General features: G+C 65.5%; 18 protein-coding genes. 9 read left to right on the plus strand and 9 right to left on the minus strand.

Annotated elements, in window-relative coordinates:
- Positions 1 to 60 precede the first annotated feature (60 nt).
- The 4 genes from P9220_RS17440 to P9220_RS17455 form a co-directional block, all read right to left on the minus strand.
- Entirely contained in the window at positions 61 to 1,344 is a 1,284-nt protein-coding gene (locus tag P9220_RS17440) for an FAD/NAD(P)-binding oxidoreductase (RefSeq protein ID WP_309766269.1), read from the minus strand.
- The gene (locus tag P9220_RS17445; RefSeq protein WP_309766271.1) at positions 1,341 to 1,589 is read right to left on the minus strand and encodes a (2Fe-2S)-binding protein; all 249 of its coding nucleotides are present in this window, start codon (positions 1,587 to 1,589) and stop codon (positions 1,341 to 1,343) included. The genes P9220_RS17440 and P9220_RS17445 overlap by 4 nt, the downstream gene beginning before the upstream one ends.
- A gap of 203 nt (positions 1,590 to 1,792) precedes the next feature.
- Complete coding sequence (locus tag P9220_RS17450; protein ID WP_309766273.1) at positions 1,793 to 2,941, minus strand: FAD-binding oxidoreductase; 1,149 nt, start codon at positions 2,939 to 2,941, stop codon at positions 1,793 to 1,795.
- Positions 2,938 to 3,906 (minus strand): 4-hydroxyproline epimerase, encoded by a 969-nt coding sequence (locus tag P9220_RS17455; protein WP_309766811.1) that lies wholly within the window; start codon positions 3,904 to 3,906, stop codon positions 2,938 to 2,940. Before P9220_RS17455 ends, P9220_RS17450 begins: the two co-directional genes overlap by 4 nt.
- Positions 3,907 to 4,085: 179 nt before the next feature.
- Here P9220_RS17455 and P9220_RS17460 point away from each other — a divergent pair, with 179 nt between their 5' ends.
- Entirely contained in the window at positions 4,086 to 4,991 is a 906-nt protein-coding gene (locus P9220_RS17460) for a dihydrodipicolinate synthase family protein (RefSeq protein ID WP_309766274.1), read from the plus strand.
- Between the two features lie 57 nt (positions 4,992 to 5,048).
- Here P9220_RS17460 and P9220_RS17465 read toward each other — a convergent pair whose 3' ends face one another.
- Positions 5,049 to 5,792, minus strand: a complete 744-nt coding sequence (locus P9220_RS17465; protein ID WP_309766275.1) for a response regulator transcription factor — start codon at positions 5,790 to 5,792, stop codon at positions 5,049 to 5,051.
- Positions 5,793 to 6,255: 463 nt separating this feature from the next.
- Here P9220_RS17465 and P9220_RS17470 point away from each other — a divergent pair, with 463 nt between their 5' ends.
- Positions 6,256 to 7,557, plus strand: a complete 1,302-nt coding sequence (locus P9220_RS17470) for an MFS transporter (protein WP_309766276.1) — start codon at positions 6,256 to 6,258, stop codon at positions 7,555 to 7,557.
- 137 nt (positions 7,558 to 7,694) lie between these two features.
- Positions 7,695 to 7,862 carry a hypothetical protein gene (locus P9220_RS17475; protein WP_309766277.1) on the plus strand — a complete coding sequence of 56 codons (168 nt, stop codon included), beginning with the start codon at positions 7,695 to 7,697 and terminating at the stop codon, positions 7,860 to 7,862.
- A 56-nt stretch (positions 7,863 to 7,918) separates the two neighbouring features.
- Here the strand turns inward: P9220_RS17475 and P9220_RS17480 are convergent, their stop codons facing one another.
- Together P9220_RS17480 and P9220_RS17485 are read right to left on the minus strand one after the other, a co-directional pair.
- Positions 7,919 to 8,191 carry a hypothetical protein gene (locus P9220_RS17480; protein ID WP_309766279.1) on the minus strand — a complete coding sequence of 91 codons (273 nt, stop codon included), beginning with the start codon at positions 8,189 to 8,191 and terminating at the stop codon, positions 7,919 to 7,921.
- A 90-nt stretch (positions 8,192 to 8,281) separates the two neighbouring features.
- Positions 8,282 to 9,109, minus strand: coding sequence for a helix-turn-helix transcriptional regulator (locus P9220_RS17485; protein ID WP_309766814.1), 828 nt, complete (start codon positions 9,107 to 9,109; stop codon positions 8,282 to 8,284).
- Positions 9,110 to 9,342: 233 nt separating this feature from the next.
- Between P9220_RS17485 and motA the strand changes: the two genes are divergently transcribed.
- Positions 9,343 to 10,212: a flagellar motor stator protein MotA gene (motA, locus tag P9220_RS17490; protein WP_309766281.1), complete on the plus strand. Its 870-nt coding sequence runs from the start codon at positions 9,343 to 9,345 to the stop codon at positions 10,210 to 10,212.
- 29 nt (positions 10,213 to 10,241) lie between these two features.
- Entirely contained in the window at positions 10,242 to 11,225 is a 984-nt protein-coding gene (motB, locus tag P9220_RS17495; protein ID WP_309766282.1) for a flagellar motor protein MotB, read from the plus strand.
- 7 nt (positions 11,226 to 11,232) lie between these two features.
- On the opposite strand, the gene P9220_RS17500 is transcribed toward motB, so the two are convergent.
- Positions 11,233 to 12,561, minus strand: coding sequence for an Nramp family divalent metal transporter (locus tag P9220_RS17500; RefSeq protein WP_309766283.1), 1,329 nt, complete (start codon positions 12,559 to 12,561; stop codon positions 11,233 to 11,235).
- A 200-nt stretch (positions 12,562 to 12,761) separates the two neighbouring features.
- Between P9220_RS17500 and P9220_RS17505 the strand changes: the two genes are divergently transcribed.
- The 4 genes from P9220_RS17505 to P9220_RS17520 all read left to right on the plus strand — a co-directional run bounded on the left by P9220_RS17505 (position 12,762) and on the right by P9220_RS17520 (position 15,813).
- A complete protein-coding gene (locus tag P9220_RS17505) occupies positions 12,762 to 13,040 on the plus strand; it encodes a DUF4148 domain-containing protein (protein WP_309766284.1) in 279 nt (92 codons plus the stop codon).
- A gap of 144 nt (positions 13,041 to 13,184) precedes the next feature.
- Complete coding sequence (locus P9220_RS17510; RefSeq protein ID WP_309766286.1) at positions 13,185 to 13,451, plus strand: DUF4148 domain-containing protein; 267 nt, start codon at positions 13,185 to 13,187, stop codon at positions 13,449 to 13,451.
- Between the two features lie 194 nt (positions 13,452 to 13,645).
- Positions 13,646 to 14,359, plus strand: a complete 714-nt coding sequence (locus P9220_RS17515) for a heavy metal response regulator transcription factor (RefSeq protein ID WP_309766288.1) — start codon at positions 13,646 to 13,648, stop codon at positions 14,357 to 14,359.
- A gap of 2 nt (positions 14,360 to 14,361) precedes the next feature.
- Positions 14,362 to 15,813, plus strand: a complete 1,452-nt coding sequence (locus P9220_RS17520; protein ID WP_309766816.1) for a heavy metal sensor histidine kinase — start codon at positions 14,362 to 14,364, stop codon at positions 15,811 to 15,813.
- Positions 15,814 to 15,820: 7 nt separating this feature from the next.
- Here P9220_RS17520 and P9220_RS17525 read toward each other — a convergent pair whose 3' ends face one another.
- Positions 15,821 to 18,562 carry a molybdopterin-dependent oxidoreductase gene (locus P9220_RS17525; RefSeq protein WP_404989556.1) on the minus strand — a complete coding sequence of 914 codons (2,742 nt, stop codon included), beginning with the start codon at positions 18,560 to 18,562 and terminating at the stop codon, positions 15,821 to 15,823.
- Positions 18,563 to 18,566 lie beyond the last annotated feature (4 nt).

Consider the following 18,566-nt stretch of genomic DNA (forward strand, 5'->3'; position numbering starts at 1 on the left):
ATTATAGTGACGCCCGGATCGCGCCAATATTCGCGCTGTCCCCACTATTCTTTCTTGCCGTCATCCTTCTTTCGACGGGGCGGCCTCGCACCCGGCGATCAGCGTATCGATTCTGACGGGCGTGAAGGGCTCCCGCGCCGCCGCGCGCGGCCAGCCGAAATAAAGCGCCGCCGCCTCGCCGCAGACGCGCCCCTGGCACGCCCCCATGCCGCAACGGGTCTGCAGCTTGGCCTCGCGCCAGTTGCCGTGCGCCGCGACATCGCCGATGCGTACGTCCTCGCAGCGGCAGATCAGCGTGTCGGCGGGCGGCATCGCGCGGGCGTCGGCCCCGAGCGAGAACGCGCGATCGACGCGCGCCGCGAAAGCCCGCCACCGGTTTCGTTCACGCGCCAGCCGCGCGTCGATCGGCACGCCCAGCGCCGCATGTGCCGCGCACGTCCCTTCCGCCCGCGACAGTTCCATGCCGCCGATGCCCGTGCATTCGCCGGCGGCGAACACATCGGCAAGCGACGTGCGCTGGTTATCGTCGATGCGGATCGCGCCGCGTTCATCGACCGCACAGCCGAGCGCCAGTGCAAGCGTCGCGTTCGGCACGAGCCCGTAGCCGCACGCGATGCGATCCGTTTCGACGATCTCCTCGCCGTTGCGCGAGCGGATCGTCACCGCTTCGACGCGCCCCCGGCCTTCGGCCTTCACGACGACGCTCCCCGCGCGATACCGCGACACACCGAGCGCCCGCCCGAGCGATATTGCCTGCGCGAGCTTGCCCGGCGTCGCGGCAAGCGATGCGACGAAACCCGCGACGCGCGCCATCGGCGCCTGCTCGATCACCGCGCGGACTTCGGCGCCGTGGCGGCGCGCGGTATCGGCGACGGCGAGCAGCAGCGGCCCGCTTCCCGCGACGACGATGCGCTCGCCCCGCACCGGCGAGCCGCCCTTCACCAGCGCCTGCAGGCCGCCCGCGCCGGTCACGCCAGGCAGCGTCCAGCCCTCGAAAGGCAGCAGCCGCTCGCGCGCGCCGGTGACGAGGATCAGCTTCGTATAGCCGATGACGGCGGGCGCGCCGTCGCGTTCGAGAAGGAGCCGCTTGTCGCCCGGCGCGGCGGCGACTTTCGTCGCGCCCATGTGTTCGAGATTCGCGCGCGGGGCCGTGGTGGTGAGCCAGTCGCGCAGGAACGGCGACGGCGCGGCGTCCGGCCCCTGACGCCAGATCTGCCCGCCGGGACGCGGATTGTCGTCGATCAGCGCGACGCGAACGCCCGCACCGGCGGCCGCCACGCGCGCGGCAGCGAGGCCCGCCGGTCCCGCGCCGATGATCGCGATATCGAAATGCGCGGCCTTCATCGCGCCGTCTCGATGACGAGGCCGTCGCGGCACAGCGTCTGACACGCGAGCACGTGCGCGCGGCCATCGATGGTGACGCGGCATTCGTGGCACACGCCCATGCCGCACAACGCGGCGCGCGCTTCCCCGCTGACGGAGCGGCGCGCGGCGGCGCGGCCGTGAATCGCGAGCGCGGCGGCGACGGTCGTGTATTCGGCAACGGTGAGCGATTGACCGTCGATCGTGATGTGAACGCGTTCAGTCATCGGCTAGCGCGGACGTTGGATGGTTGGCCTCGTATCGGCGTGGGCGCACGGTTCGTTCAGCGGCAAGCGCGCGTCGATAGCGTGCATGTGGGGCCATCGGGCTTCGATTCGTCCAGCGCCGGTCATGCGCGTGCGCCTGCGCGATTCGTCGCGGACGCAAAGGCGTGACGTCGCGCCATCCGGGCGATGAACCGTCGATCGCGTCACTCATGCGCGTGCGCTTCCAGGAACCGTCGCGGCGAGAACGGCGCGACATCGGGCAACTCGGGCATGGGCGGATCGCCCAGCATCTGCCCGGCCAGCACCTTCGCCGTTGCCAGCGAGGTGGTCACGCCCAGCCCTTCGTGCCCGGTCGCGAGCCACAGCCGGTCATGGTCATGCCCCGCCGCGCCGATGATCGGCAGGCCGTCCGGCGTCGCGGCCCGCAAGCCGGTCCACGTGCGGATCGCGTTCATTTTGCCGATGCCCGGCAGATAGCGCGACGCCCGCTTCAGCATCGCGCCGAGCACGTCCATCTCGACGGCGGGATCGGTCGTCCCGAATTGCCGCGACGAACCGATCATCACCTGACCCGTCGGACGCGGCTGCGCGTTGAACGCGACGGAGGTGCCGCGCGCGTGATGCGCGCTTTTGATATAGCCGAGTTCCGCGATCTGATGCCGGATCGTCCCCGGATAACGGTCCGTGATCAGCAAATGGCCTTTCTTCGCTTCGAGCGGCACGCCGTCGACGAGTCGCGACGCCGCCAGCCCGTTCGCGACCACGACATGCGCGGCGGTGCGCCGCTCGCCGTCCGCGAATGTGACGCTCGCGTGCGCCGCGTTCGCTTCGACCGCCACGACCGCGCGTTGCGTCGATACGCGGATGCGGCTCGCGCCGGCCGAACACGTCAGCAGGAACTGCGCGGCGGCGGGCGCGTAGACGATGGCGTCGTCGTCGACGACGAGTCCGCCCTGCATCGCGTGACTGAGCGACGGCTCCTCGTCGCGCAGCGCGGCGGCGTCGAGCAGACGCGCGCGCACGCTGGCGGCCGCGAGCGCGGACTGCATCGCGCGGGCGGCGGCGCACTCTTCGTCGTCTGCGGCGACCCACAGCGAGCCGCATTGGGAAAACGCATCGCGCGCCCGCAGGTCCGGCGCAAGCGCAAGCCACAGATCGCGCGACAGGCGCGACAGCGCGAATTCGGCCGGCGATTCGTTCATCAGGACGATATGGCCCATGCCCGCCGCCGTCGCCCCGCCGCCGATCCCGCCCGCGTCGAGCACATCGACGGCCAGGCCGCGCGCCGCCAGTTCCGCCGCGCACGCCGCGCCGACGATGCCGGCCCCGACGACGATCACATCCGCCGTCATTCTCTCGCGCTCGCCGCGCCGGTCAGGACGCCCCAGGCGAACGGATCGCGCTCGTCGATGACGAGCCGCCCTTCGCCCATGATGTGCGCGTAGCCGGTGATGGTCGGAACGAGATCGTCGCCGGCGCGCGCATAGCTCGCCTCGAACACGCTCCCGATGATGCTCTCCTGCCGCCAGACGGCGCCCGGCGCGAGCAGGCCGTCCGCCGCGAGGCAGGCGAGCTTCGCGCTCGTGCCGGTGCCGCACGGCGAACGGTCGTACGCGCTGCCGGGGCACAGCACGAAATTGCGGCTGTCGAGCCCGGCGCGCGGCGAGTCCGCGAACAGTTCGATGTGGTCGATATACGCGCCGTCCGCGCCCGTCACACCTTCGGCGTGCAACGCGTCGCGGATGGCCTCGGTGAAAGCCGTCAACTCGCCGATGCGCGCCGGCACGAGTTCGCGGCCATGCTCCGCGGCGAGGAAGAACCAGTTGCCGCCCCACGCGACGTCGCCGGTCAGCGGGCCGTGCCCGGGCACCTCGACCGTCACCGCATGCCGGTGCCGATACGCCGGCACGTTGCGCACGCTGACGCTGCCGTTCGCGTTGAGCGTCGCATCGACCGGGCCGACGGGGGTGTCGATCCGATGCCGCCCCGGCACAATCCCGCCCGAATGCGCGAGCGACGCGACGAGTCCGATCGTCCCGTGCCCGCACATGCCCAGATAACCGACGTTGTTGAAGAAGATGACGCCCGCCGCCGTATCCGGGTCGTCGGGCGCGCACAGCAGCGCGCCGACCATCACGTCCGAGCCGCGCGGCTCGGTCACGATGGCGCGCCGCCAGTCGTCGAATTGCGTGCGAAACGCGTCCAGCCGTTGGGCCAGCGTGCCGCCGCCGAGGTCCGGGCCGCCCGCGACGACGAGGCGCGTGGGTTCGCCGCCCGTATGCGAGTCGATGATGTCGATGGTTTTCATGCCGCCTATCGTAGAAATGCACGCGCCGGGCGTCTTGGCGCGGCTAGGCGATTTTGGTGACGATATCGGCATAACGGGCGGCCTTTTCGACTGTGCCGAAATCGGCATGGCGCACGCGCGAAACGCGCAAGACGGCGCGATTTCCGCTACCTAAACTGCGAGCCGTCCAACACTTTCGGAGAGCCGCCGTGGCGCATATCTGGGAAGGCGTGATGCCCGCCGTCACCACCAAGTTCAACGCGGATTTCAGCATAGACCGCGCGTGGACGAAGAAGAATATTGAAGCGCAGATCGATGCGGGCGTCGACGGCGTCATTGTGTGCGGATCGCTCGGGGAAGCGTCGACGCTGTCGCTCGATGAGAAGCTCGACGTGCTTGACATCGCCGTCGATGCGTCGCGCGGCCGCGTGCCGGTGCTGCTGACCATCGCGGAAAACAGCACACTCGACGGATGCCGCCAGGCCGAACGCGCGGCCTCGCGTGGGGCGGCGGGCTACATGGTGCTGCCGGGGCTGCGCTATCTGTCCGACCGGCGCGAGACGCTGAACCATTTCCGCATGGTCGCCAACGCGAGTCCCGTGCCGCTGATGGTCTACAACAATCCGCTCGCGTATGGCGTCGATGTCACGCCCAGGATGTTCGCGGAACTCGCGGAGGACGCGAAGTTCGCAGCGATCAAGGAATCGAGCGGCGACGTGCGGCGCATCACCGATCTCATCAACGAAGTCGGCGAACGCTACGCGCTCTTTTGCGGCGTCGATAATCTGGCGATGGAAGCCATGCTGATGGGCGCGCACGGCTGGGTGGCGGGCCTCGTGTGCGCGTTTCCGCAGGAGACGGTGACGATCTACCGGCTGCTGCGCGCGGGACGCATCGAGGAAGCGCGCACGATTTATCGCTGGTTCGCGCCGATGCTCGCGCTCGATGTGTCGCACAAGCTGGTGCAGAACATCAAGCTCGCGGAAGCCATCGTCGGCCTCGGCACGGAGCCGGTGCGCCCGCCGCGTCTGCCGCTCGCGGGCGACGAGCGCCGCGAAGTCGAGGCGCTGATTCGCCGAAGCATCGAGACGCGGCCCGCGCTGCCGTCGTTATGAAATGAAAATGCCGTCTTGCGACGGCATTTTCTATGGTGCTGATTCGGTCTTATCGGCTTACGCGGCGAAACGTGCTTGCTCCGGCTCCACGCGTTCTTCGCCGGAATCCTCGCTTTCATCGTAAAGATGCAGGAGACGGTAGCCGCTCTTGTACACCGGCTGCAGGCGGAAGTGGTTCACCGGCTCGATTTCCAGCGCGAGGCGCAGGCGCGACACGTGGCTGTCGATGGTGCGCGTGGTTTCGCGGAACTCGCGGCCCCAGACCATCGCGAAGATGTGATCGCGTGACAGCACCCGGCGGATGTTCGAGAAGAAGAGCTGCGCAAGACGGAATTGCGTGCCGCTCAACTGCACCGGACGGCCGCGCACGGTGACGGTCTGCTGCCGCGAGTCGAAGCGATACGGCCCGATCTCGAGGCACGCGCTCGACGTGGCCGGGAACGCGCGGCGCAGCAATGCTTCGATGCGCGCGCCGAATTCGCCGGGACGAATGGGATAAACGACGTAGTCGTCCGCGCCCGCCGTCAGCGCGCACACGACGTTGTGTTCCGCGCCGTCGGGCGTGGCGAACATGACCGGCACGCGTTCGCCGAAGCTGGAACGCACGGATTTCAGAAGATCGAGACCGCAGAGACCCGACGAATTCCAGTCGAGAATCAGCAGGTCGACCGTGGAGCGCGACAGCGCTTTCGACAGCAGAAGGCCGTCGCCGAAAGTCACGACCGTATGGCCGAGGCGTTTCACGACGTCGCTGATGAGATTTCGATAAGTTGTGTCGGTTTGCAAAACGGCGACGCGCATAGTGTCAGGCCTGATGAGTCTAAGGGACGTGGTTCCCGGGCGTCTCGTTACAAAAAGAGACGGCAAATACAGGCAGGCATTCTGGTCAGCCGCGCATCCCTTTCCCATCGGATTGGTCCGAAAGTGTCAACGCATGTGACTAAGGTGCGTCTCGCCGATGCAACCGCGCGATCGTTCGTTTGCGAAACTTCGTGTAGTGGCGACTTACATCCTGTAACATGCCGCCTTCGGCTCACAATGGCCGAAATCCCGCCTTCGCCGTCTTACCGAGACGCTGCGGGGGCGTGCGCTGCGGCTCTCCGTCGTCACGCGCAGTGCGGTTGGCGGGGGCCGGCTTCTAATCCGCGCCCGAGTCGTTCCCGTTTCGCGCTCACCCGGCGCGTCCGACATCCCGCAGGGCATTGCCTCGTTCCATGCGTCGCTCGCCGCGCGCGTGGCTTTTCTCATTACGGGTTCTCATTCGATGCAGGCAACACCTTTCGACGGCGCGTCGCAGGCCGCCGGCCGCTCGCTCACGCGCAGCGACTACAAGACGCTCACGCTCGCCGCGCTCGGCGGCGCGCTCGAGTTTTACGACTTCATCATTTTCGTGTTCTTCGCGCCGGTCATCGGCCAGTTGTTTTTCCCGCCGTCGATTCCCGACTGGCTGCGGCAATTGCAGACTTTCGGCATCTTTGCGGCGGGCTATCTGGCGCGGCCCCTCGGCGGCATCGTCATGGCGCACTTCGGCGACCTGCTCGGGCGCAAGCGCATGTTCACGCTGTCCGTGCTGCTGATGTCGGTGCCGACGCTCCTGATGGGCCTGCTGCCCACGTATGCGTCGATCGGCATGATGGCGCCCGTGCTGTTGCTGCTGTTCCGTGTCATGCAGGGCGCGGCGGTCGGCGGCGAGGTGCCGGGCGCGTGGGTGTTCGTGTCGGAGCATGTGCCGGGCCGTCATATCGGCTATGCGTGCGGCACGCTGACGGCGGGTCTCACGGCGGGCATCCTGCTCGGCTCGCTGGTCGCCACCGCGATCAACAAGAGCTTCGTTCCCGCCGATGTCGCCGGTTTCGCATGGCGTCTGCCGTTCCTGCTCGGCGGCGTGTTCGGATTGTGCTCGGTCTATCTGCGCCGCTGGCTGCATGAAACGCCGGTCTTCGCGGAACTGCAGAAGCGCAAGTCGCTCGCGGCGGAAATCCCGCTGAAGGCCGTGCTGCGCGACCACGGACGCGCGGTGATCGTATCGATGTTGCTGACGTGGATGCTCTCCGCCGCGATCGTCGTCGTGATCCTGATGACGCCGACGCTGCTGCAGAAGCAATTCGGCATCGCCCCGGCGACGGTGCTCGCCGCCAACTGCGCCGCGACGCTCTGCCTGACCATCGGCTGCGTGCTGGCGGGCGCGATTGCGGGACGCATCGGCGCGGGCAAGACGATTTTCATCGGCGGATGCGTGCTGGCCGTGTCGTACTACGCGCTCTTCAAACAAGTGGCCGTGGATGCGTCCGTGCTGCTGCCGTGGTATGCGTTCACGGGCTTTACGGTCGGCGTGATCGGCGCGATTCCGTTCGTGATGGTCAAGGCGTTCCCGCCCGCCGTCCGCTTTTCAGGGATCTCGTTCTCCTACAACGTCGCGTATGCGGTGTTCGGCGGACTCACGCCGATCGTCGTCTCGCTGATGATGAAATCCAGTCCGATGGCGCCCGCGCTGTATGTGGGCGCGTTGTGCGTCGTGGGTGCGCTGACGACGCTCTTCATCAAGGACGCGCCGGCTGCGCGGTAAAGATCGCGGCTGAGTCGTCGATGGATGGCGCACCGCAGTTCGGGTGCGCCATCTTCGTTATCGGGAACGCGCGTTGCAGCGTGTGCCGGAAGCGCCCGAACGCGCGCCTTCGTTCCAATTCCGGAGAACACGCCATCATGTCGACCACGCCTCACTCGCCGGACGAAACCATCGAGCCGGACCCTGACAAACTGCTCGATCCCGACGCACCGCCGAATCCCGAAGACCCCGACATGCCCGACGGCCCCGACTCGGCGACGCCGCTCGTGCCCGCCGATCCCCACAACGGCGAGCCGCGCATGTAAGCACGATGCCCGCGCAGCCGTCGAACTGCGCGGGCATCGTCGAAAGAAGACGGGCCTCAGAGGCTCGTCGTCTGCACTTCGCCTGTTTCGAGCGCGCGCTCGATCAGCGCTTCGTTCTGCGCCTTGCGCACCGCGTCCGCGACGAACGTATCGGGCGCTTCCACTTCCGCCCGGATCGCGCCGATGATGCCGTCGGCCTCCACGATCACGAGCGATTCCGCCGAATCCGCGCGGCTGATGATGACGCGTTGCGGCCCGCCGCCTTCTGCGATGCTCGCGCAGAATTGCATGCGCTCGCCGCCGACTACGTGTTCGAATGTTTGAATCATGGCTGCCTTTTCCGCGTTGGTTGGACTGCGTCGTGCACGACTGCTTCATTATTGATCTCGTCGACGGCGGCAGGTTCCGCTCCGCAAGCGTCAGCGCCGTGCGTCGGCGAGTTCGCGCAGCGTGGCGGCCGTCGCGTCGTCGGCCGGGAAGAACGCTTCGATCGCCAGTTCCGACAGCGTGATGTCCACGGGTGTGCCGAAGACGGTCGTCGTGCTGAAGAAAGAAAGCACGCCGTGTGCCGTGCGTAATCGGAGCGGCACGACGACCGCGTCGAAATCGGTGTGCGCTTCGGCGAGCGCGTGCGGCGGGGCGGGATACGCCTCCAGTTCGGCGAGCAGCGCGGCGAGCGTCGTATCGCCCGATACGTCGATCTGACGCCTCACGCGGGCGAGCACATGCGCGCGCCAGGCATGCCAGTTGTCGATGACGCCCGCCAGCCCGCGCGGATGCAGCGACAGCCGCAGCACGTTCGACGGCGGCGGAAGCAGCGACGCGTCCGCCGATGCGACCAGCGGCGCGAGCGCGGCGTTGGCCGCGACCATCGTCCAGTGACGGTCGATGGCGAGCGCCGGATACGGCTCGTGGCCCTTCAGCACGAGATCGACCGCGCGGCGCGCCGCGTCGAGTTGCGGATCGGCGAGCGCGCGTTCGCGATACATCGGCGCATAACCCGCCGCCACGAAGAGCGTGTTGCGCTCGCGCAGCGGCACGTCGAGTTGTTCGGCGAGGCGCATCAGCATGTCGCGGCTCGGCATCGAGCGTCCGGATTCGACGAAGCTCAGGTGCCGTGTCGAGATATCGGCAATGCCCGCGAGATCGAGCTGGCTCATGCGCCTTCGCTGCCGCCATTCGCGCAGCAAAGCGCCGACGGTCGCGGGCGGGGCGCGCAGCGTGTGAGCAGTCAGGGTCGGGTTCATGCGTCGATGGTAGAGGAAGCGCGCCGGCGCTTCCATTACCTGCGGCGTCATGGCTGCGTAACATTTACCGCCCGGAACATGCTTTCGAAATGTTTCCACGGGTCACCCTAAATGTCCCGGTGTACTGCGCCGTTAAAAAGCCCAGCATCATGCAGACAATGCTTTGCGAGCCGTGCGTGTTTCGTTGAACGAGCGCGCACGGCTCGCAAAGCCCGGACATTTGCGGAGAAATCATGTTTGTCGTTATCGGATGGGTCCTCGTCATCGGCTCGGTGATCGGGAGCTTCATTGGCGTCGGCGGTCACCTGGCCGCGCTCGTTCAGCCCTTCGAGTTGCTGTGTATTTTCGGCGCGGCGATCGGCGCTTTCGTCGTGTCGAACCCGACCGCGACGCTCAAGAAAACGCTTCAGGCGCTGCCGAAGGTGTTCAAGGGCGGCGGCTATACTAAAGAGAAATACCTCTCGCTGATCGCGCTGCTCTACGAGCTGCTGCAGAAGGCGCGCAAGGAAGGAATGATGGCGCTGGAAGCCGATGTCGACGCGCCCGAATCCAGCCCGCTCTTTCAAAAGTACGAACACGTGATGGCGGATCATCACCTGCTCGACTTCATCGTCGATTACCTGCGCATGATGTCGGCCGGCAATGTGAACGCGCTCGAACTGCAGGACCTGATGGACGAAGAACTGGAGACGCATCACGCGGAAAGCTCGATCGCCGCCAACGCGATTCAGAAGATGGCCGATGGCCTGCCGGCATTCGGCATCGTCGCCGCGGTGATGGGCGTCGTGCATACGATGGGCTCGGTCGGCGCCGCGCCCGCCGTGCTCGGCGAGATGATCGCGGGCGCGCTCGTCGGCACGTTCCTCGGCATTCTGCTCGCGTATGGCTTCATCGGCCCGCTCGCGGACCTGCTCAACGCGAAGGGCGCGGCCGAAGCCAAGCCGTTCCAGTGCGTGAAGTCGGTATTGCTCGCATCGATGAACGGTTATGCGCCGACCGTGGCGGTGGAGTTCGGCCGCAAGGTGCTGTTCACCGCGGACCGTCCGAGCTTCCAGGAACTGGACGACGCCGTGCGCGCGACCAAGATGCCGAAGTCGGCCTGACGAAGCCCTGATCAGAAGGAGTCACGCTCATGGCTGATAGACCCTCACGCGACCCGTTGCAATCGGTGCTCGCCCCCACTGTCGTCGTGCGCCGCAAGAAGAAGGGCGGCGGCCACGGCGGGCATCATGGCGGTGCATGGAAGATCGCTTATGCCGACTTCGTCACCGCGATGATGGCGTTCTTCCTGCTGATGTGGCTGCTCGGCTCCACGTCGAAGTACGACAAGGCGGGCATCGAAGACTACTTCAACACGCCGCTGTCCGCGCTCTTCGGCAACGAAGGCGGCGCATCGGCGCATACGAGCATCATCAACGGCGGTGGCAAGGACTTGTCGAGCTCGCGTCCCGGCGAAGCCAGCAAGAGCCAGACACAACCGGTGCCGCCTTCGGTGGCGCGCGCCTCGGTTGCAGCAGAGGACATGCAGCGTCTGCAGCAACTCAAGCAGAAGCTCACGGCGCTCATCGAGAACACGCCCGCGTTGCGTGCGTTCAAGGACCAGATTCGCATTGCGATCACGAGCGAAGGCTTGCGCATCGAGATCGTGGATTCGCTGAAGCGGCCGATGTTCGCATCGGGCAGCTCGAAGCTCGAAACCTATGTGACGACGATTCTCTCGAACATCGGCGCATCGCTCAACGATGTCGATAATCGCGTGTCGATCGCGGGCCATACGGATGCCGTGCCGTATTCCGGCAGCCAGAAAGGCTATTCGAACTGGGAACTGTCGGGCGAGCGAGCGAACGCGGCGCGCCGCGCGCTGGTCGCGGGCGGCATGAACGAAACCAAGGTGCTGCAAGTGCGCGGCCTCGCCGATGCGCTGCCGCTCAACAAGGACGTCGTCGACGAGCCGACGAATCGCCGAATCAGCATTCTCGTGCTGAACAAGGCGGCCGAGCTCGCCTTCTTCCGCGATGGCGGGCGCACCACGAGCGATCAGGCGCTGCCCGGCGAATCCGCGAGTCCCGCAGCCGTCGCGGCGAAATCGACGATGCAGGTCGGCGTCGTCAAGTAAGCGCGCATCAGGCGAACCAGTCCATCGTCGTCTGCACGACGAGCCACACGTTCGCCGCGCTGATCACGGCGAACAGCAGCCACGCGAGCGCCTTCATGTGCGGGGCGTTCGCGAATCTGCCCATCAGCTTGCGGTCGTTCGTCATCCGAATCAACGGGTAAAGCGCGAACGGCAACTGCAGGCTCAGCACGACCTGGCTCGCCACGAGGAGCTTGCCGACCGCCCCGTTGCCCATCAGGTACACGCCGATCACTGCCGGCACCAGCGCGAGCGCCCGCGTGATCAGGCGGCGCTGATAGCACGGAATCTTGAGGCGCAAGAATCCTTCCATGATGACCTGTCCCGCGATGGTGCCGGTGAAGGTCGAGCTTTGCCCCGAAGCGAACAGCGTCACCGCGAACAGAATGGCCGCGAGCCCGGTGCCGACGATGGGCGCAAGCAGCTTGTACGCATCCTCGATTTCGGTGACTTGCGTATGCCCCGTCGGGTGAAAGGCGGAGGCCGCGAGAATCAGGATCGCCGCGTTGATCAGCAGCGCAAGCACGAGCGACACGATCGTGTCGAGCCGCGAAAGACGGATAGCCGAAGCAAGGCTCGCTTCATCGCGAGCGACGACGCGCGTCTGCACGATCGACGAATGCAGATACAGGTTATGCGGCATGACGGTCGCGCCGAGAATGCCGATCGCCAGATAGAGCGGTTCGCGGCTCGACAGCACGTCGATGGACGGCACGAGTCCCGCCGCAACCGCCGGCCAGTGCGGTTTCACCAGCACCAGCTCCACGATGTACCCGACGCCGATGGTCGCGATCAGCCCGAGCATGATCGCTTCGAGATCGCGGAAGTTCTTGCCTTTGAGGCCTAGCACGATGATGGTGTCGAACGCGGTGAAGACCACGCCCCACATCAGCGAGCAGCCGAACAGCAAGTGAAACGCCAGCGCGCCGCCGAGCACTTCGGCCAGATCGCAGGCGATGATCGAAAGCTCCGCGAGCATCCATTGCGCATTCGCCACCGGCTTCGAATAACGCTCGCGCGAAAGTTGCGCGAGATCGCGCCCGGTGACGATGCCGAGCCGCATCGCAAGGCATTGCAGCACCATCGCCGCAAGACTCGACAAAACGACGACGAACAAGAGGCTGAAGCCGTAGCGTGATCCGGCTTCGATATCCGTCGCCCAGTTGCCGGGGTCCATATAGCCGATGGAAATCAGCAGGCCCGGCCCCGCGAATTGCAGCAGCTTCTTCCAGAGCGGCGCACCGGGAGCAACGATGACGGAGCCTTTGAATTCGGACGGGCAGAACGGCGCGGTCGCCGTGGTCGGCAATTTGAACATGCGATAAGAGCGCGAAAGGATGGCGTAAAGAGCAGGCGAGTCTATCACCGGGCTCGCGCGCTTTCAGGGCATGGCTGACGTTTCGTCTGACCGACGCGCCATCCGCACGCCAGCATGTCGTCACGGTCCGACAAATAGAATTCGCACGTGATCCTGGCGTGCATGCCGCGATCGCCCATCACTCGCATGAGGAGTCCGCCATGAAGCTAGTCACGCGCATTGCCGTCGCCGCCCTCGTCGCTTCGCCGCTCGTCGCATCCGCCCAGGAAGGGCTCACGCGCGCGCAGGTCAGGGAGCAACTGAAACAACTCGAGCAGGCCGGCTACAACCCGTCCGAGCGAGACGCGTTCTATCCCAACAACATTCAGGCCGCGGAAGAAAAGATCCGCTCGGGCAACGCGTACGGTGCGTCGCCGGATGGCACGTCCGCATCGGGCCGCTCGATGTCCACCACGCCGCCGGGACAGACACCGCAGTAACACCTTCGCGCCGCTGGTTGCAATCGCGCCGTCGCGGGCGAACTTCGCTGCGCGGGCGTGCCTACAATGAACGGGGCCGCGTCGCGATGACGTGGCCGCGCGTTGTAGTCGCGTCCCTCGATCCCTTCGTATGAGGAGTTCGCCATGAAGCCAGTCCTGCGCATTGCCGTCGCTGTCATCGCGCTGTCGCCCGTCGCCGCGGCGGCGCAAACCAGCGGCCTCACGCGTCAGCAAGTCGTCGACGACCTCGTCCGCGCAGAACGCGCGGGCTATTACCCCGGCGTCGACGACCAGCGTTATCTCGGCAGCTTCCTCGATATCAGAGAAGGCATCTATACTGGCGCGAGCGTCTATCGCTCCGCCACACCGCGTAACCTCCCCGCCCCCACGGACGGTTCGCTTGCGAACTGAAGCCGCCGCATGAAGCGATCGCGCAGCTTGCGATCGCTCTTCACCTTTTTTCGTTCGAACGCCAGAAAATGACCAGAGCGCCATTTTCACGTCATATTGTCGTTGGCGCCTGGCCACTAACATAGCTGCAACGCTCGTATAGTGTCGAAGACGCTGTCGCAGCGAGCACACATTGAACGGGCACAGGGGCCAGCATGAAAGTCCTGATAGTGGAAGACGAACACAAGGTGGTGGACTACCTGCGCTCGGGATTGACCGAGCAAGGCTGGGTCGTCGATATCGCGATGGACGGCGAAGAAGGCACGCATCTGGCCATCGAATACGATTACGACGTGATCGTGCTCGACGTGATGCTGCCGCGCCGCGATGGCTTCGCGGTCCTCAAGGCGCTGCGCCTGCAGAAATCGACGCCCGTCATCATGCTGACCGCGCGCGATCACATCAACGATCGCGTGCGCGGCCTGCGCGAAGGAGCGGACGACTATCTCACCAAGCCCTTCTCGTTCCTCGAACTCGTCGAACGGCTGCACGCGCTGGCACGCCGCACGCGCGCGCAGGAATCCACGCTGATCTCCGTCGGCGATCTATACGTCGACCTGATCGGCCGTCGCGCCACACGCGATGGCCTGAGACTCGATCTCACCGCGAAGGAGTTTCAGCTATTGAGCGTGCTCGCGCGGCGTCATGGCGACATTCTTTCGAAGACGGCCATCACCGAACTCGTATGGGAAGTCGATTTCGAAAGCCATACGAATGTCGTCGAGACCGCAATCAAACGCCTGCGCGCAAAACTCGACGGCCCGTTCCGCACGAAACTGCTGCATACGGTGCGCGGCATGGGTTACGTACTCGAAGTGCGCGAGCCGCGCGACATGCGCGATGCGAGGGAAGACGCGAGGCCATCATGAAGGTGCAGCGTTCCATCGCGCGGCGGCTCGCGGTGATGTTCGCGCTCGTCGCGCTGTTCGTGTTTTCGCTCGTCGGCTCGGGGCTGTTCCTCGTGCTTCGCATGCAACTGGAGCAGCACTTGCGCGATTCGCTCGATAACCGCGCGGAAATCGCACGGCTCATCGTCTCTCATGCGTCGAACACGGACAAATGGAAGATGGCGAAGGAGAAGCTCGCCGACATCACCCCGCGCGACGGCTCGACGCTCTTCGCGGTGACGAGCAACGATGCGCGCTTCAGCTACGGGTTGCCGCCCGCCGGCCGTGTCGTCAAGCGAGTGCTCGGCGGCTACGCGCGCTTCAGGCCCGAAGGCCGCGCCTATGACATGCTGATGACCACGCTCACCATTCCGCCTTACGCGGATCGCCCGCCGCTTCAATTGTTCGTCGCGGTCGATTGCTCGCCGAACGTACGCACCATGCGCGTTTTCGGTCTTGCGCTCGCGGCGCTGCTCGCGCTTGCAACCGTTGCCGTGCTGCTGTTGAGTTACTCGGTTGCGCGGCTCGGGCTCGCGCCGCTGACGCGGCTCACGCGCGATGCGCAGAATGTGCGGCCCAACAATCGGTCGCAACGCCTGGATACGCGTTCGCTTCCGTTCGAACTCGAAGACCTCGCGAAGTCCTTCAACGGTGCGCTCGAACGGCTCGATCATGCGTATGGGCGTCTCGAATCGTTCAACGCCGATGTCGCGCACGAATTGCGCACGCCGGTGACCATCCTCATCGGGCAAACGGAAGTGGCTTTGACGCGCGATCGGTCCATCGAGGAGCTGCGCCATACACTGCAATCCAACCTTGAGGAATTCGAGCGCGTGCGCGCGATCATCAACGACATGCTGTTCCTCGCGCGTGCGGATCAGGGCGAGCGCGCGACCGGCCTCATCGAAGTGTCGCTTGCGGCGGAAGTGCATCGCACGCTAGAGTTTCTCGAGATTCCGCTCGAAGATGCGCAAGTGCGCGCGGTGTCGAGCGGCGACGCCCGCGCCTTCGTCAACACTTCGCTATTCGGCCGCGCGCTGTCGAATCTCGTGATGAACGCGATCCAGCATTGCGCGCCGGGCGCGACGATAGCCGTGTCTATCGCGCGTGAGAACGGATGCGTACGCATCGCCGTGACGAATCCCGGTGAGCCCATTGCGCCGCATATCATGGAGCATCTCTTCGACCGCTTCTTTCGCGCGGAAAGCTCGCGCACGAACAGCCGCGAGAATCACGGCCTCGGGCTCGCCATCGTCAAGGCGGTGGCGGAGATGCATCGCGGCACGGTGTCGGCGACGAGCGCGAACGGCGTCAACACGTTCGCGTTCTCCATCGCACGCTTGGGCAATGAGGAGCGTCCCGCAGCGCCGACGCATCCAGTGCCGCAGCATGCGCAGGCGCGCGGCGAAAAGATCGGCGTGCGCTCGGCCGGGTAAGACGCGTTCACACAGTACTCAGCCGCGCCATTTCCCTTTCGACGATCAGCTTCTTCAGCTCCGGCACGCACGAGCCGCAGTTCCCGCCCGCTTTCACGCATGCGGTGATCTCCGCTGCGGTCTTGAGGCTCTTGTCGCGTATCGCATTGCAGATGGTGTTGCGGCCCACGCCAAAGCACGAGCACACCGTCGGCCCCGTGTCCTCGCCCTTGCCGGCCGGCTGACCGAGCAAGAGGCTCGCGCGGTCGTCATCGTCGAGGCGATCCCTGGAAAACAGGCTCGCAAGCCAGGCGCGCGCCGGAAGGTCCGGGCGCTCGGAGATGAAGATGCAATGTTCGATACGGTCGTTCACCACATGCGCCGCGCGATACACGCCCGCGCTCTTGTCCTCGTATTCGATCCAGTCGGCATGCGGATCGTCGATATGAAAGAACGCACGCGCCCATTCGCGATGATCCCCATGCGCCGCATCGAAACGATTGCGGCCCGCAAGCTCGTAGCGCACAAAGCGCGCACCGTGCACGCGCGTCCAGTGCGTGACGGCATCGAGCGCAGGGACGCCGCGCGAAAACGAGAAGCCATGCCACATGACGTGGAACTTCTCGACGGCAACGGGCGTGTGCTTGAATTCAGGCTCGCCCGAGACAGCATCGACGACGGGATTCACCACTGCCCCGACTCGCGCATCCGACGCCACCTGGTCATTCCAGTGAATCGGCACGAACACGCTGCCGCGCGCCATGCCTCCGCCATGCTGCACCCGCGCGATCATCGAGCCCCAGCGGCTCGTGATGCGCGCAAGCTCGCCTTCTCGCACGCCGCATGCAAGCGCGTCTTGCGGATGCATATCGATGAACGATTCGCCGATGTGTCCGGCAAGCTTCTCCGAACGGCCCGTGCGCGTCATCGTATGCCACTGGTCCCGCACGCGCCCCGTGTTGAGTACGAGTGGATAGTCGGCATCCGGTGCGTTGACGGGCGCGCGCGGCGGGGTCGCGATCAGGCGCGCGCGGCCATCCGCGTGGCTGAAGCGTCGCGTTTCGAAAAGCCGTGCGCCGCCTGCTTCGTTCGTCGTGCGCAGCGGCCATTGCACCGGCTCCAGCGCATCGTATCCGGCGCGATCGAGCGTACTCAGCCCGCCGATATGGAACACGCGATACACGCCGTCCGTCGAATCGTTTCGGTATGCAGATAGACGCGCGTGTTCATCGAACACTTCATGCGGGCCTTCGAAATCGAAGCCATCGAAACCCAGGCGGCGCGCCACATCGCAGATGATGCGCCAGTCCGCGCGCGCTTGTCCCGGCTTGGCAAGAAACGCACGCTGACGCGAGATGCGCCGCTCCGAGTTGGTCACGGTGCCGTCCTTCTCGCCCCAGCCGAGCGCGGGCAACAGCACATGCGCGAACGCATTCGTATCCGTTTTCTCGACGATGTCCGAGCTCACCACGAGTTCGCACTTTTCGAGCGCACGCTTCACGCGATCGCCATCGGGCAGGCTCACGACCGGATTGGTGCCCATGATCCAGACCGCTTTCACGCGGCCCGCTTCGATCGCATCGAAGAGATCGACGGCCTTCAAGCCCGCACGTTGCGCGATGCGCGGCGAGTTCCAGAAGGTCTGCACGATCTCGCGATGCAGCGCATCGTCCAGTTCGAGATGCGCCGCAAGCGTGTTCGCGAGGCCGCCGACTTCGCGGCCGCCCATCGCGTTCGGTTGGCCGGTGAACGAGAACGGCCCCATGCCGGGCTTGCCGATACGTCCCGTCGCAAGATGACAGTTGATGATGCTGTTGACCTTGTCGGTGCCCGCGCTCGACTGATTCACCCCCTGCGAGTACACCGTCACGACGCGTTCCGTGCCCGCAAACAAGCGGTAAAACGTCGCCAGGTCATTCGCATCGAGCTTGCAGTCTTTGGCGATAGGCGTGATATCGGCGGGCATTGCCGCTGCGAGAGCGGCATCATAGCCGTTCGTATGTGCATCGATAAAAGCGGAGTCGGTCGCGCCGTGTTCCGCGAGAAACGCGAGGAGCCCGTTAAAGAGTCGCACGTCGCTGCCGGCCTTCAGCGGCAGATGGAGATCGGCCATCTCGCACGTCGCGGTATGGCGAGGATCGATGACGACGATCTTCACCTCCGGCCGCGTCTCCTTCACCTTGACGATGCGCTGAAACAGGATCGGATGACACCACGCGGTATTCGATCCGACGAGCACGATAAGATCCGCCAGTTCGAGGTCTTCATAATTCATCGGCACGAGGTCTTCGCCGAATGCGCGCTTGTGTCCCGCCACCGACGACGACATGCACAACCGCGAATTTGTATCGATGTTCGCGCTGCCGATGTAACCCTTCATCAGCTTGTTGGCGACGTAATAGTCCTCGGTGAGCAATTGCCCCGACACGTAAAGCGCGACGGCATCCGCGCCGTGCTCGCCGATGACGCGCGCAAAGCCGTTCGCTACCGTGCCGATCGCATGTTCCCAGGAGACGTCGGAAAGCGCGCCTGTCGCCGGATCGCGCAGCTTCGGATTCAGCAAGCGCCCGTCGAGCCCGACGGTTTCGCCGAGCGCCGAGCCCTTCACGCACAGCCGCCCGAAATTCGAGGGATGCCCTTCGTCACCGGCGATGGCGACATCGAGGGCGCTGTGCGGCGTCGCCTTCACGCCGCAGCCGACACCGCAGTAAGGGCACGTCGTATGCACGACGGCCGGCGCGTTCGGGATGATGGGAATGCTCGCTTTCATATCC

It is taken from the genome of Caballeronia sp. LZ016 (assembly GCF_031450805.1).
GTDB lineage: Bacteria > Pseudomonadota > Gammaproteobacteria > Burkholderiales > Burkholderiaceae > Caballeronia.